At 74.2% G+C, this 12,739-nt stretch carries 11 protein-coding genes; 5 read left to right on the forward strand and 6 right to left on the reverse strand.

Annotated features, from left to right (window positions below):
• Positions 1-94 precede the first annotated feature (94 nt).
• The gene (locus tag ACFYUY_RS25350; RefSeq protein ID WP_360211436.1) at positions 95-946 is read right to left on the reverse strand and encodes an IclR family transcriptional regulator; all 852 of its coding nucleotides are present in this window, start codon (positions 944-946) and stop codon (positions 95-97) included.
• Positions 947-1,315: 369 nt separating this feature from the next.
• On the opposite strand from ACFYUY_RS25350, the gene ACFYUY_RS25355 reads away from it, so the two are divergent.
• The 3 genes from ACFYUY_RS25355 to ACFYUY_RS25365 are packed head-to-tail and all read left to right on the forward strand — an operon-like array spanning position 1,316 to position 4,489.
• Complete coding sequence (locus ACFYUY_RS25355; RefSeq protein ID WP_387903922.1) at positions 1,316-2,626, forward strand: extracellular solute-binding protein; 1,311 nt, start codon at positions 1,316-1,318, stop codon at positions 2,624-2,626.
• A gap of 37 nt (positions 2,627-2,663) precedes the next feature.
• The gene (locus tag ACFYUY_RS25360; RefSeq protein WP_387903925.1) at positions 2,664-3,644 is read left to right on the forward strand and encodes a carbohydrate ABC transporter permease; all 981 of its coding nucleotides are present in this window, start codon (positions 2,664-2,666) and stop codon (positions 3,642-3,644) included.
• Positions 3,645-3,691: 47 nt separating this feature from the next.
• A complete protein-coding gene (locus ACFYUY_RS25365; RefSeq protein WP_387904074.1) occupies positions 3,692-4,489 on the forward strand; it encodes a carbohydrate ABC transporter permease in 798 nt (265 codons plus the stop codon).
• 61 nt (positions 4,490-4,550) lie between these two features.
• Here ACFYUY_RS25365 and ACFYUY_RS25370 read toward each other — a convergent pair whose 3' ends face one another.
• Both ACFYUY_RS25370 and ACFYUY_RS25375 read right to left on the reverse strand, forming a co-directional pair.
• Entirely contained in the window at positions 4,551-5,354 is an 804-nt protein-coding gene (locus ACFYUY_RS25370; RefSeq protein WP_387903927.1) for a VOC family protein, read from the reverse strand.
• Positions 5,355-5,475: 121 nt separating this feature from the next.
• Positions 5,476-6,120 carry an alpha-ketoglutarate-dependent dioxygenase AlkB gene (locus tag ACFYUY_RS25375; protein WP_360211426.1) on the reverse strand — a complete coding sequence of 215 codons (645 nt, stop codon included), beginning with the start codon at positions 6,118-6,120 and terminating at the stop codon, positions 5,476-5,478.
• A gap of 186 nt (positions 6,121-6,306) precedes the next feature.
• Between ACFYUY_RS25375 and ACFYUY_RS25380 the strand changes: the two genes are divergently transcribed.
• Both ACFYUY_RS25380 and ACFYUY_RS25385 read left to right on the forward strand, forming a co-directional pair.
• Positions 6,307-8,700 (forward strand): ATP-binding cassette domain-containing protein, encoded by a 2,394-nt coding sequence (locus ACFYUY_RS25380; RefSeq protein WP_387903930.1) that lies wholly within the window; start codon positions 6,307-6,309, stop codon positions 8,698-8,700.
• A gap of 87 nt (positions 8,701-8,787) precedes the next feature.
• A complete protein-coding gene (locus ACFYUY_RS25385) occupies positions 8,788-9,375 on the forward strand; it encodes a hypothetical protein (protein ID WP_360211422.1) in 588 nt (195 codons plus the stop codon).
• Between the two features lie 64 nt (positions 9,376-9,439).
• Here the strand turns inward: ACFYUY_RS25385 and ACFYUY_RS25390 are convergent, their stop codons facing one another.
• The 3 genes from ACFYUY_RS25390 to ACFYUY_RS25400 are packed head-to-tail and all read right to left on the reverse strand — an operon-like array spanning position 9,440 to position 12,730.
• A complete protein-coding gene (locus ACFYUY_RS25390; protein ID WP_387903932.1) occupies positions 9,440-11,068 on the reverse strand; it encodes an amidohydrolase in 1,629 nt (542 codons plus the stop codon).
• Positions 11,068-11,919 (reverse strand): PaaX family transcriptional regulator C-terminal domain-containing protein, encoded by an 852-nt coding sequence (locus tag ACFYUY_RS25395; RefSeq protein WP_387903935.1) that lies wholly within the window; start codon positions 11,917-11,919, stop codon positions 11,068-11,070. The genes ACFYUY_RS25390 and ACFYUY_RS25395 overlap by 1 nt, the downstream gene beginning before the upstream one ends.
• Positions 11,920-11,971: 52 nt before the next feature.
• Entirely contained in the window at positions 11,972-12,730 is a 759-nt protein-coding gene (locus ACFYUY_RS25400; protein WP_360211416.1) for an Asp/Glu racemase, read from the reverse strand.
• Positions 12,731-12,739 lie beyond the last annotated feature (9 nt).

The following is a 12,739-nucleotide window of genomic DNA, read 5'->3' on the forward strand; positions in this document are numbered from 1 at the left end:
GGGAGAGTCCGTGCGACCCGGGCCTGGCGCTCTATTCCGGACGGGGTCCGGTGCCTTTCGGGGTGCCGGGCCTTTTCCGTTTTTCCGGGGTGGATCAGGACGGCTGGCGGTCGGAGCCAAGTTCGCGGGAGATCCGCAGGCCGGCCTGGGCGACGACCGGGCCGAGGGCCCGGACCCGGGCGGCGGTCATGCGGGAGGTCAGGCCGGAGACGGACAGGGCCGCGGTCACCTCGCCGGTGTGGTCGAAGATCGGTGCGGCCACGCAGCGGACCTCGGGTTCGTTCTCGCGGTCGTCGATGGAGTAGCCGCGGGCGCGGATCCGGGCGAGGTCGGCCCGTAGGCGGGGCTCGTCGGAGATGGTCCAGGCCGTGACGGGGCGCAGCCCGGCGGCGACGACCTCGGTGACGGCCTCGTCGGGGAGCCAGGCGAGGATGGCCTTTCCGGTGGCGGTGCAGTAGGCGGGGGCCCGGCTGCCGACGCGCGAGGCCATCCGGACGTTGGTCTCGTCCTCGACCTTGTCGAGGTAGACGATCCCCGGGGCCTGCCAGACGGTCAGGTGGACGGTCTCGCCGGCCTCGCGCTGGAGCCGGCGCAGGTGTTCGGCGGCGACGCTGCGCAGGTCGAGGGTGGACAGGTAGGCCTGGCCGAGGCGCAGTGAGCCGTGGCCGAGGCGGAACCAGCCGGTCTCGCGGTCGCGGTCGAGGAGGTGTTCGTCGAGCAGCGGGCCGGCGAGCCGGAGCACGGTGCTCTTGTTGAGGTCGAGGGCCTCGGCGAGCTGGGCGAGCGGGACGCCGCGTCCGTCGCCGTGGTCGCGGACGTGGCCGAGGACGGCGAGTGCCCGGCGCAGCGAGGACGACTGGTTGCGCTCGGTCGTGGCCTTCCGGCCGGCACCGGCACCGGTGCCCGCGGGCTGGTCGGTCGCGGCCCCGGGGCCCGTCTCCGTCATGGGTCCGTCCCTCGTCTCGTGCTGCCGGTGGTCCCGCGCCCTGCGGCGGCGGTGGTCAGAACGTACCCGTTCGAGTCGGCTCCGCCGCTTCTTCGACACAACGTTGTGCAGTGCAAAACTTCCCGAACCGCCTCTTGTTGGCGCCGATCGCCCGCGCCTAACGTCCCTGCCATCGAGCAGGCGGGTCGTCCCACCCGAACGGTCCGCCGTGCCGCACCCTCACACCGGCCTGCCCGGGACGCCGTCGCGTGCGTCCGGGCCGGCCACCACCCACACCCACCATCGGCCCCGGTCAGGGCCCGCTTCGACGTACCCGTCCCCAACGGCGCGCGTCTCGGCGGCAACTGTCGGGAGGGGAGGTCCTCACCCATGCGACTCATCGGACGGAGTGCCGCGGCCGTCGTCCTCGCCGCCGGCTGCCTCGCCGCGACGGCCTGCGCTCCGGGCACCGCGGCACCGGCCGCGGACCGGGCCGGCGACGACCGGACGGGCACCCTCCAGGTCTGGCTGTACAACGAGGCCGGCAACGCGGCCAAGGAGGCGGTGATCGCCAAGGCGGTCGGCGAGTTCCAGGCCTCCCACCAGGGCGTCACCGTCCGGGTCGGCTACATCGACACCGACGCCTCGGCCCGCGCGGCCAAGATGAAGGGCGCCTTCAACGACCCCAACAGCGCCCCCGACCTGGTGGAGTTCGGCAACACCGACCTCCCCGGCTACGTCGCCGCGGGCGGTCTCGCCGACATCGGCGCCGACCTGGACGCCTGGCCGGACAAGGGCGACCTGGACCCGGCGATCGCCAGGACCGCCGTCGTGGACGGCAGGACCTACGGGCTGCCCTGGTGGGTCGGCGTCCGCGCCCTCTACTACCGCAGCGACCTGTTCACCGAGGCCGGGCTCGCCCCGCCGGCCTCGTACGCCGACCTCGTCGCGGCCACCCGGAGCATCCACGCGGCGCACCCCGACACCTTCGGCATCGCCGTCGGCGGCAAGTACACCTTCGGCGCGCTGCCGTTCGTCTGGGACGCGGGCGGCGACATCGCGGCCAAGGACGGCACGGCCTACAAGGCGGCCATCGACTCGCCGGCCTCGCAGGCCGGGATCAAGCGCTACACCGACCTCTTCGGTGCCGACGGCTGCCCCGCCCAGCAGTGCGCCGACCTCACCGGCGGCAAGACCGTGGACCTGTTCGCGGCCGGCAAGTCGGCGATGGCGATCCTGCCCAACTCCAGCCGCAGCAAGGTCGACGCGGGCGCGGTGAAGGGGAAGTACGGCGTGGTGCCGCTGCCGGGGGAGAAGGCCGGTTCGATCGCGCCGGCCTTCGCGGGCGGCAACAACCTCGGCGTGATGAAGGCGGCCAAGCACCACACCCTCGCGGTGGAGTTCGCCCGGCTGCTGGCCGGCCCCGCGTACCAGGAGCAGATGTACGACGCTATGGGCAACCTGCCGACGCTCAGGTCCGTCAGTGCCAGGGTCGCGGCCAAGGACGCCTTCCTGAAGCCGTTCACCGACACCATCGCGGCGGGCACCAGGTTCGTGCCGCTGGACCAGGCCTGGGCGCAGATCGACGCCCAGTCGGTGATCCCGACCATGCTGCAACAGGTCGTCACCGGCAAGGCGGACGTGGCCAAGGCGTCCGGTGACGCGGCGGGCCGGATCACCTCCGCCTTCGCCGCGCACTGACCCCGCCCCGGCCCGTGGAAGAGAGCAGGTCCCGCACGTGTCCGTCCCCACCACGACCGCCCCGGCGGCGCCGCCCTCCCCGGGCGGTCGCCGCGGGGGCCCGGCGCCGGCCGCACCCCCGGGCGGCCGGCGCCGCCGAACCCCGCTGCTGCTGCTCCTGCCGGCCGCGGTCGTCCTGGTACCGCTGGTCGCCTATCCGATCTACCAGTTGGGCCTGTTGTCCGTGCTGGACTTCGGGCAGGCGCAGGCCTCCGGCGGGGCCCCGACGTCCTTCGTCGGCCTCGGCAACTACACGAGGATCCTCCAGGACGGCCAGTTCTGGTCGGTGCTGCTGCAGACGGTCGGCTTCGCCGCGTTCTGCGTGCTCGCCACCCTGGCCGTCGGCACCGCGCTGGCCGTGCTGCTGACCAGGGTCGGCCGCTGGCCCCGGCTGGTGCTGACCACCGCCGCGACGGCGGCCTGGGCCGCGCCGGCGATGACCGGGTCGACGGTCTGGAGCTTCCTGTTCGACACCAACCTCGGCCTGGTCAACCACACCCTGGTGCGGCTCGGGCTGACCGGCTTCCACGAGTTCAACTGGTTCTACGACAAGTGGACGGCGTTCCTGATCGTCGGCGCCGTCGTGGTGTGGCACTCCTTCCCCTTCGTGATGGTCACCCTCTACGCGGGGATCCGCGCGATCCCGGAGGAGATCCTCGAGGCCGCCGCGCTGGACGGCGCCAACACCTGGACGACCTTCCGGCGGATCACGGCACCGATGCTGCGGCCGATCCTGACGATCGTGGTGATCCAGTCGGTGATCTGGGACTTCAAGGTCTTCACCCAGATCTACGTGATGACCGAGGGCGGGGGCATCGCCGGCCAGAACCTCGTGCTGAACGTGTACGCGTACCAGAAGGCGTTCGCCTCCTCGCAGTACGGGCTGGGCGCGGCGATCGGCGTGATCATGCTGCTGGTCCTGGTGATCCCGACGGTCCTCTACATCCGCACCCTCCGACGGACGGGGAACGACCTGTGAACTCCCGCAGCCGGTGGCGCCTCGCCGCCGACACCAGTGCGCTCGTGATGGCGGCGGCCACCGCCTTCCCGGTCTTCTGGATGGTGCTCTCCGCCTTCAAGCCCAAGGGCGAGGTGCAGTCGCTGGACCCGAAGCCGTGGACGGCCCACCCCACGCTGGAGAGCTTCCGCCAGGTGCTCAGCGTGGACGGCTTCGGCCGGTACTTCGTGAACAGCCTGGTCGTCGCGCTGTCGGTGGTGGTGCTCTCGGCGGTCGTGGTGTTCCTCGCCGCGGTGGCCGTGACCAGGTTCAGGTTCCGGTTCCGCACCACCGTGATGGTGATGTTCCTGATCGCCCAGATGATCCCGGTCGAGGCGCTGACCATCCCGCTGTTCTTCATGTTCCGCGACGCCGGGCGGTTCGCCCCGGGGGTCGGGCTGAACACCCTGGCCTCGCTGGTCCTGGTGCAGTTGGCGTTCTCGCTGCCGTTCGGCATCTGGATGATGCGCGGATTCGTCGCCGCGGTGCCGGTGTCCATCGAGGAGGCCGCGCAGATCGACGGCGCCAGCCGCACCCGCATCCTGTGGCGGATCCTGCTGCCCCTGGTGGCGCCGGGCCTCGCGGCGACCAGCGTGTTCTCCTTCATCGCGGCGTGGAACGACTTCGTGTTCGCGAAGACCTTCATCATCAGCGCCACCGAGAACCAGACCCTGCCCTCCGCCCTGCTGGTCTTCTTCAAGCCGGACGAGAACGACTGGGGCGGCATCATGGCGGCGTCCACCCTGATGACCGTCCCGGTGCTGGTGTTCTTCGTCGCCGTCCAGCGCAAGCTGGTCTCCGGGCTCGCGGGCGCGGTGAAGGACTGACCGCGGCCGCCCCTCCGGCGGCGCCGGCGGGCCCGGGCCCGCTCCTTCGGACCCAGCCGGCTCAGGCGGCCGCCGCGGACTCGCCGGGCGGGACGCCGATCAGCGTGAACAGGGCGCCGGCGTCGTCCCGGACCAGGGCCGCGCGGCCGGACGGCGTCGGCCCGGGGCCGGTCAGCACGGTGCCGCCCAGGGCCCGGACCAGGGCGGCCGCGCGGTCGGCGTCGGCCGTCGCGAAGTGGGTCAGCCAGGCGGGGGCGCCCGTCCCGGCGGGGCCGATGCCGCCGGCCGGGCGGCCGTCCACGCGGAAGACGGTGGAGCCGGCGGCCGGCCGGTCGTAGCCGTAGCCGAAGACACGGCGGTAGAAGTCCCGGGCGGTGTCCGGCGCGGGGGACCGGTGCTCGTTCCAGGCGAACGCGCCGGGCTCGTCGACCAGGCCCGCGCCGTCGATCGCGCCGGCCCGCCAGAGGCCGAAGACCGCTCCGAGCGGGTCGACGGCGAGGGCGGCGTGCCCCTGGTCGGGGACCTCGTACGGCTCGCGGACGATCCGGCCGCCCGCGGCCCGGACCAGGGCGGCCGTGTGCGGGAGGTCGGCGCAGGCGAGGTAGGTCGTCCACGCGGCGTCCGGGGCGCCGGACGCCGCGGCGGCTCCCGGCTCCCGCGCCCCCTCCGGTGTCCCCGCCGCCGTGGTCGCCGCGATCGCGGCGACCTGCGCGCCGTAGCGGGTGGCGACGGCCTCCGCGGGGCCGGTCGGCACGAACCCCCAGTCGAACAGCGCGCCGTAGAACCGCTGTGCCCGCGGCAGGTCCGGCGTCGTCAGCACGACCCAGCACGGGACGCCCTCGTGGTACCTGCCGGCCTTCGGCATGCGGCCTCCTCCGTGCCGGGCGCCCCACTGGCCAGCGTCCGCGTCCGGCCGGGCGGCGGCAACCGATGGGTTCCAGCGGCTGCCGCGGAGCCGACCGCGCCCCGCAGGTCGGGTCCGCGGGTCAGGCCACCCCGTGCGGCCGGAACTGGACGCTGATCCGCGGGCCCACCGGTCGGGCCGTCTTCGGGACAGCGTGCTCCCAGGTGCGCTGGCAGGAGCCGCCCATCACCACCAGGTCCCCGTGGCCGAGCGGGTGCCGGACCACCGGGCCGCCCCCGGCCCGGGGCCGCAGCAGCAGCGCGCGCGGCTCGCCGACGGAGAGGATCGCCACCATGGTGTCCTCGCGGGCGCCGCGCCCGATCCGGTCGCCGTGCCAGGCGACGCTGTCCCGGCCGTCCCGGTAGTAGCAGAGGCCGAGGGTGCGGAAGGGCTCGCCGAGCTCCTGCGCGTAGTGCCGGCTCAGCGCCGTCCGGGCCCGGCCGAGCACGGGGTGCGGGGGCTCGGCGTCCGCCGGGTAGGAGGCGAGCAGCCGGGGGACGTCGACCGTCCGCTCGTACATCTCGCGCCGTTCGGCCCGCCACGGCACGGTCGCGGCCAGGTGTTCGAACAGCAGGTCGGCGCCGTGCAGCCAGCCGGGCAGCACGTCCAGCCAGGCCCCGTCGCCGAGCGCGGTGCGGCGCAGCCCGGTGAGCGCCCCGAGGCGGACCTCGCCGTCGTCGCCGGCGTCGTCGAACAGCGAGGGCTGGAGGTGGACGGTGCTGTGCATGGGCTCAGCGTACGCCCGGAGTCGAACGAGTGCGCGAATAGTGGTCTGCGCGACGTGCGCCCGCGCCCGCCGGTTAGGCTTCGGAGGTGCCGGGCCGGTCGCCGTCCACGGGCTCCCGGGAGGCGTCGGCGACCCCCGCGACGACGGCCCGCCCCCTCGCAGCCCCGCCCCACGGATGGAGAGACGATGAGCAAGCCCAGGAGGACGGCGGCGCAGCCGTCCGCCGCGTACGGCGCCGACGGCCACGACATGATCCGCGTGCACGGGGCCCGGGTGAACAACCTCAAGGACGTCAGCGTCGAGATCCCCAAGCGCCGGCTGACGGTGTTCACCGGGGTCTCCGGCTCGGGCAAGAGCTCCCTGGCCTTCGACACCATCGCCGCCGAGTCCCAGCGGCTGATCAACGAGACCTACAGCGCCTTCGTCCAGGGCTTCATGCCGACGCTGGCCCGCCCCGAGGTGGACGTCCTGGAGGGCCTGACCACCGCGATCATCGTCGACCAGCAGCGGATGGGGGCGGACCCGCGCTCCACCGTCGGCACCGCCACCGACGCCAACGCCATGCTGCGGATCCTGTTCAGCCGGCTCGGCGAGCCGCACATCGGCTCGCCCCAGGCGTTCTCCTTCAACGTCCCCTCGGTCAGCGGCGCCGGCGCGATCACCGTGGAACGCTCCGGGCAGACCGTCAGGGAGAAGCGCAGCTTCAGCATCACCGGCGGCATGTGCCCGCGCTGCGAGGGCCGCGGCCGGATCTCCGACATCGACCTCACCCAGCTCTTCGACGACACCAAGTCGATCTCCGAGGGCGCCATCACGATCCCCGGCTGGAAGACCGACAGCTGGTGGACGGTCGGCGTCTACGCCAACTCCGGCTTCCTCGACCCGGACAAGCCGATCCGCCGGTACACCAAGAAGGAGATGCACGACTTCCTCCACCGCGAGCCCACCAAGGTCAAGGTCAACGGCGTCAACCTCACCTACGAGGGCCTGATCCCCAAGCTCCAGAAGTCGATGCTCTCCAAGGACCGCGAGGCCCTGCAGCCGCACATCCGCGCCTTCGTCGACCGCGCCGTCACCTTCACCGCCTGCCCCGACTGCGACGGCACCCGGCTCAGCGCGGCCGCCCGCTCCTCCAAGGTCGGCGGGATCAGCATCGCCGACGCCTGCGCGATGCAGATCAGCGACCTCGCCGACTGGGTCCGCGACCTCGCGGAGCCGTCGGTCGCACCGCTGCTCGGCACCCTGCGGCACACCCTCGACTCCTTCGTGGAGATCGGGCTCGGCTACCTCTCGCTCGACCGGCCCTCCGGCACGCTCTCCGGCGGCGAGGCGCAGCGCGTCAAGATGATCCGCCACCTCGGCTCCGCGCTCACGGACGTCACGTACGTCTTCGACGAGCCCACCACCGGCCTGCACCCGCACGACATCCAGCGGATGAACGAACTCCTGCTGCGCCTGCGGGAGAAGGGCAACACGGTGCTCGTCGTCGAGCACAAGCCGGAGACCATCGCGATCGCCGACCACGTCGTCGACCTGGGCCCCGGAGCCGGCACGGCGGGCGGCGACGTCTGCTTCGAGGGCACCGTCGACGGGCTGCGGGCCAGCGGTACCGTCACCGGCCGGCACTTCGACGACCGGGCGGCCGTCAAGCCGGCGGTGCGCACGCCGACCGGCGCCCTGGAGATCCGCGGCGCGACGGCGAACAACCTGCGGGACGTCGACGTGGACGTCCCGCTCGGCGTGCTGTGCGTGGTCACCGGCGTGGCCGGCTCCGGCAAGAGCTCGCTGATCCACGGCTCGGTCTCGCGCGGGGAGGGCGTGGTGGCCGTCGACCAGTCGCCGATCAAGGGCTCGCGGCGCAGCAACCCGGCCACCTACACCGGGCTGCTCGACCCGATCCGCAAGGCCTTCGCCAAGGCCAACGGCGTCAAGCCGGCCCTGTTCAGCGCCAACTCCGAGGGCGCCTGCCCCACCTGCAACGGCGCCGGCGTGACCTACACCGACCTGGCGATGATGGCCGGCATCGCCAGCACCTGCGTCGAGTGCGAGGGCAAGCGGTTCCAGGCCTCGGTGCTGGAGTACCGCTTCGGCGGCCGCGACATCAGCGAGGTGCTCGCGATGCCGGTCTCCGAGGCCGAGGCGTTCTTCGGGGAGGGCGAGGCGCGCACCCCGGCCGCCCACCGCATCCTCGGCCACCTCGCCGACGTCGGACTCGGCTACGTCAGCCTCGGGCAGCCGCTCACCACGCTCTCCGGCGGCGAGCGGCAGCGGCTCAAGCTGGCCACCCACATGGCCGAGAAGGGCGGCGTCTACGTCCTCGACGAGCCGACCACCGGGCTGCACCTCGCCGACGTCGAGCAGCTGCTCGGCCTGCTGGACCGGTTGGTGGACTCCGGCAAGTCGGTGATCGTCATCGAGCACCACCAGGCCGTGATGGCGCACGCCGACTGGATCATCGACCTCGGACCCGGCGCCGGCCACGAGGGCGGCCGGGTCGTCTTCGAGGGCACCCCGGCCGACCTGGTCGCCGCCCGTTCCACGCTCACCGGCGAGCACCTCGCCGCCTACGTCGGCGGCTGACGGCCCGACGGCCCGACGGCCCGTCCGGTGGGTCCGGACGCCCGGCAGGACCCGCCGGACCTGCGGGACACGCCCTAGCCTGCTGCCATGGCGATCCACGGTTTCGGGCCCACCGAGTTCCAGCTCGTGCTGCTGCGGCGGATGGCCGACTTCAACCCCGACCTGGTCGAGGCGGCCGTGCGGCGGCTGGGGGCGAGCAGGCCGGCGATGCGGGAGGCGAACAAGCGCTGGCAGGCGATGCTCCGCTCGCCCCGGTCCCCGCGCGGTGCCGACCGCTGCGCCGCCGTGCTCGGCCCGCCGGAGGCGACGGTGCCGCGCCGGATCGGGGACCTCGCCTGCACCGCGCGGCAGTGGCCGCTGCCGCTCTGGCCCGACCTGCGCTTCGAGAGCCTGGTCGGGCCGGCGGACGCGGGCCGGCCGCTGCTGAACGAGTGGCTGGTCCGGGCCCCGGGTGCCCCGGCACCGCGGCCGGCGACGCTCGCCGACCTGACCCCGTGGAGCTGCGTGGTGGCCGACCTGGGCGCGGCGTTCCCGCCCGCCCGGCCGCGGGAGGGCAGTGCGCCGACCCGCTTCCGGCTCGACTTCACGGCGCCGGACGCGGACGGCCGGGCCCGCTCCTGCACCGCCGACTTCACCTGGGGCCTGCTCCAGGAGGTGCGTCCCGCCGGACCGTAGGGTCCCGCCGGACCGGCCCCTAGGGTCTGTCTTCGAACCCGCGTCTGCGGGGCGGCGGCAGACCCTATGCGCTCCCGGCCCCGTGCACTGTGCGGCCGCCGATCACGGTGCGGTCGGGCCGGAGCTCGCGCAGCTCGTCGACCGGGCAGCTCAGCGGATCGACCGGCCAGAGCGTCAGGTCGGCGAGCGCGCCCGGGCGCAGGCTGCCGCGGTCGGCGCTCTCGCCGACCAGACGGGCCGCGTGGACGGTGTGCAGCGCGACGGCCTCGGCCCGGTCGATGGCGTGCTCGGGACCGACCACCCCCGCCGTGGTCCGGCGGGTGGTCATGCCCCACACCGAGATCATCGCGCCGTACGGGCCGACCGGGAAGTCCGAGCCGGCGGCGAGCAGCGCGCCCTCGTCGAGCCACTCGCGCAGCGGGAAGATCCCGGCGGTCCGTTCCTCGCCCCAGGCCCGCTGCTGGGCGAGCGCGCCGTCGTGCAGCAGCGGGTGCTGGACGGTCACCGGGACGCCGAGCGCGATCGCCCGGGCCCGCTGGTCGGCCCGGGCCAGTCCGCCGTGCTCGACCACCAGGGTGCCGGGCGGCAGGCCGGGGCGGTGCTTCAGCACCTCCTCGAAGACGTCCAGCAGGGTGCGCAGGCCGCGGTCGCCCCAGGCGTGCACGCCGACCCGCCAACCGCGCCCGACCACCCGGTCGACGGCCGCGACCAGCTCGGCCGGTTCCCAGAGCAGGCGGCCGTGGTAGCAGGGCTGCCCCTGGTAGGGCTCCTCCAGCGCGCCGGCCTCGAAACCGCCGTCGATGCCGAACTTGACGCCCCACAGCCGGAGCAGGTCGTCGTCCCGGCCCTCGGCGCGCCAGGCGTCCATCCGGTCCAGCAGGTCGTCGACCTGCTCCGGGGTGCGCGTGGCGAAGCCGGAGACCAGGGCGCGGACGCGGACGGCGAGCGCGCCGGCCGCGCGGGCGGCGTCCAGCACCGGGAGGTCCTCGACGGGGACGAGGCAGTCCCGGACGGTGCCGATGCCGGTGGCGGCGTAGTCGGCGGAGGCGGCGCGCAGGCCGTCGATCCGTTCGGCGAGCGCGGGCCGCGGCAGGACGCGCTCGACCAGCTCGACGGCCTTGTTGACCAGGCGTCCGGTCAGCCGTCCGTGCGCGTCGCGTTCGATCACCCCGCCGGGCGGGGCGGGGGTGGCGGCGGTGATCCCGGCCAGCCGCAGCGCGGCCGAGTTGAGCACCATGTTGTAGGCGCCGCGGCGGACCAGGACGGGGTGGTCGGCGGTGGCTCCGTCGAGCTCCTCGGTGGTGGGCATCCGCTGCTCGGCCAACTGCACCTCCTGCCAGTTGACGGTGGTGTGGATCCACTGCCCGGCGGGGGTGCGGGCGGCCCGTTCGCGGATCAGGCCGAGGAACCCGGCGAGGTCCCGGGCCCGGTGGACGGGGACGCCGTGGACGCTGTGACCGGCCAGGACGAGGTGGGTGTGGGTGTCGTCGAAGGCGGGCAGCACGGTCGCGCCGGGGGCGTCGAGGACCCGGGTGGCCGGTCCGACCAGGGCGTCCAGGCCGTGCGGCTCGGGGGACAGCGCGGTGATCCGGGTGCCGGTGACGGCGAGTGCGCGCTGCGGCGCTTCGCCGGGGACGAGGGTGTGCACGGTGGCGGCGCGGACCAGGAGGTCGGCGGGTTCGGGGGCGGGCATCACGGCTCCTGGTGGGGTGGGGTGCCGGTGGGCAGGCCGGTGACCTTCTCGACGTGGCGCAGCGCGGGCCCGGCGAGCTGGGCGTGCAGCTCGGTGAAGACGGCCCGGGCGGCCACCGCGTTCCAGTCGTCGGGCAGCAGCGGTTCGGGCAGGCCGGGGTCGAGGTAGGGCAGCCGGCGCCACTGGGTGAGCATCGGCACGTAGGCGCGGAACGCCTCGACCGGGTCGGTCCGGGGCCGGGGCCGCAGTTCGGCGGCGACCGGGCGCCACGCGTCGTCGAAGGCCGCGTACTGCGCCTCGATGGCGGGGAAGTCCCACCAGCCGGCCACCGCGGTGCGCAGGTCGGCGAAGCCGGCGTACTCGGCGGAGAGGAACAGGTGGACGTAGGGGCTCAGGCCGAGGCGTTCGAGCAGGCGCCGGGCGTCCGGCAGCAGCCGGGCGGGGGCGAGCCAGACGCCGGGGGCGGCGTTGCCGAAGCCGAGCCAGCTCAGCCGGGAGCGCAGCTGGTGGCGGTGGGCCCGTTCGGACTCCGGGACGGAGAAGACGGCCACCACCCAGCCGTCGGCGAGTTCGGCGGGCTCCAGGCTGTGGAAGATCCGGCGGTCGCCCTCCTCGAACACCGGGGCCATCGCCGGGGCGAGCCGGTAGCCGGTGCCGCCGCGGCGTTCCTGGAGCAGGGTGCCGGCCTTCTTGAGCCGGGAGATCGCCGAGCGGACGGCGGGGCCGTCGACGTCGAGCTCGGCCATCAGCGCGATCAGGTCGGCGATCGATATCCAGCCGCCGAGGCGGCGGACGAACTCGCCGTAGACGGTGTGGATCAGCGAGCTGGGCCGGGACGTGCTCTCCGCCATGGTGGGCCTCCTCCCCGGCAGCTCGTGTGATCATAGCGGCGGCCGACGGCGGTCAGGCCTGCGCGTGGGCGCCGGAGAGCAGCTGCCCGGCGCCCGGGGCGAAGGCCGGCAGGCCGAGGGCGCGGAGCAGCTGGTGGACGGTGCAGATCGCCGCCGAGACGACCGGTTTGCCGAGCTGCTGCTCGGCCTCCTCGACGGCGGCCAGCGAGGGCATCTGCACGCAGGCGGAGAGGACCACCGCGTCGGCCCCGGCGTGGTCGAGCCGTTTGGCGATGCCGGGCAGCCGCGCCGGGTCGTGGGCGGCCACGTCGAGGTTGTCGGGGATCTCCAGGGCCGCGTGGTCGAGCACCTCGACGCCCTCGTGCCCCAGGTAGTCGACCACGGTCCGGGCCAGCGGCTTCAGGTACGGGGTGACCAGGACGACCCTGCGGGCGCCGAGCACCCGCAGCCCGGCGACCAGGGCGCCGGCGCTGGTGACCACCGGGGCGGGGGCGCCGTTGTCGGCGGTGCGCCGGTGCAGCCGCTGCTCGGCCTCGCGGTGGTAGCCGGGCCCGGCGGCCATCACGGCGACCAGGCAGGCGTAGCCGAGCACGTCGACCCGGGCGTCGGAGAGCTCGGTGGCGCAGCGGTCCGACTCGGCGTCCATGGCGCGCAGCTGCTCGGGGGTGACCCTGGTCATCCGCATCCGGCTGGAGTGGAAGGTGAACCGCTCGGGCGCGACCGCCTCGCGGGCCCGCAGCAGGGCGGGGACCTCGGTCTCCATGGTGACGTTGGAGCTGGGGACGATCTGGCCGATCCGGTAGGTGGTCACGGGGGTGCT

This window comes from Kitasatospora sp. NPDC004745 (genome assembly GCF_042873275.1).
GTDB lineage: Bacteria > Actinomycetota > Actinomycetes > Streptomycetales > Streptomycetaceae > Kitasatospora.

Coding starts and splice junctions, on each gene's coding strand:
- ACFYUY_RS25350 (WP_360211436.1), bottom strand. CDS start 946: ATGACGGAGACGGGCCCCGGGGCCGCGACCGACCAGCCCGCGGGCACC.
- ACFYUY_RS25355 (WP_387903922.1), top strand. CDS start 1,316: ATGCGACTCATCGGACGGAGTGCCGCGGCCGTCGTCCTCGCCGCCGGC.
- ACFYUY_RS25365 (WP_387904074.1), top strand. CDS start 3,692: ATGGCGGCGGCCACCGCCTTCCCGGTCTTCTGGATGGTGCTCTCCGCC.
- ACFYUY_RS25370 (WP_387903927.1), bottom strand. CDS start 5,354: ATGCCGAAGGCCGGCAGGTACCACGAGGGCGTCCCGTGCTGGGTCGTG.
- ACFYUY_RS25375 (WP_360211426.1), bottom strand. CDS start 6,120: ATGCACAGCACCGTCCACCTCCAGCCCTCGCTGTTCGACGACGCCGGC.
- ACFYUY_RS25380 (WP_387903930.1), top strand. CDS start 6,307: ATGAGCAAGCCCAGGAGGACGGCGGCGCAGCCGTCCGCCGCGTACGGC.
- ACFYUY_RS25385 (WP_360211422.1), top strand. CDS start 8,788: ATGGCGATCCACGGTTTCGGGCCCACCGAGTTCCAGCTCGTGCTGCTG.
- ACFYUY_RS25390 (WP_387903932.1), bottom strand. CDS start 11,068: ATGCCCGCCCCCGAACCCGCCGACCTCCTGGTCCGCGCCGCCACCGTG.
- ACFYUY_RS25395 (WP_387903935.1), bottom strand. CDS start 11,919: ATGGCGGAGAGCACGTCCCGGCCCAGCTCGCTGATCCACACCGTCTAC.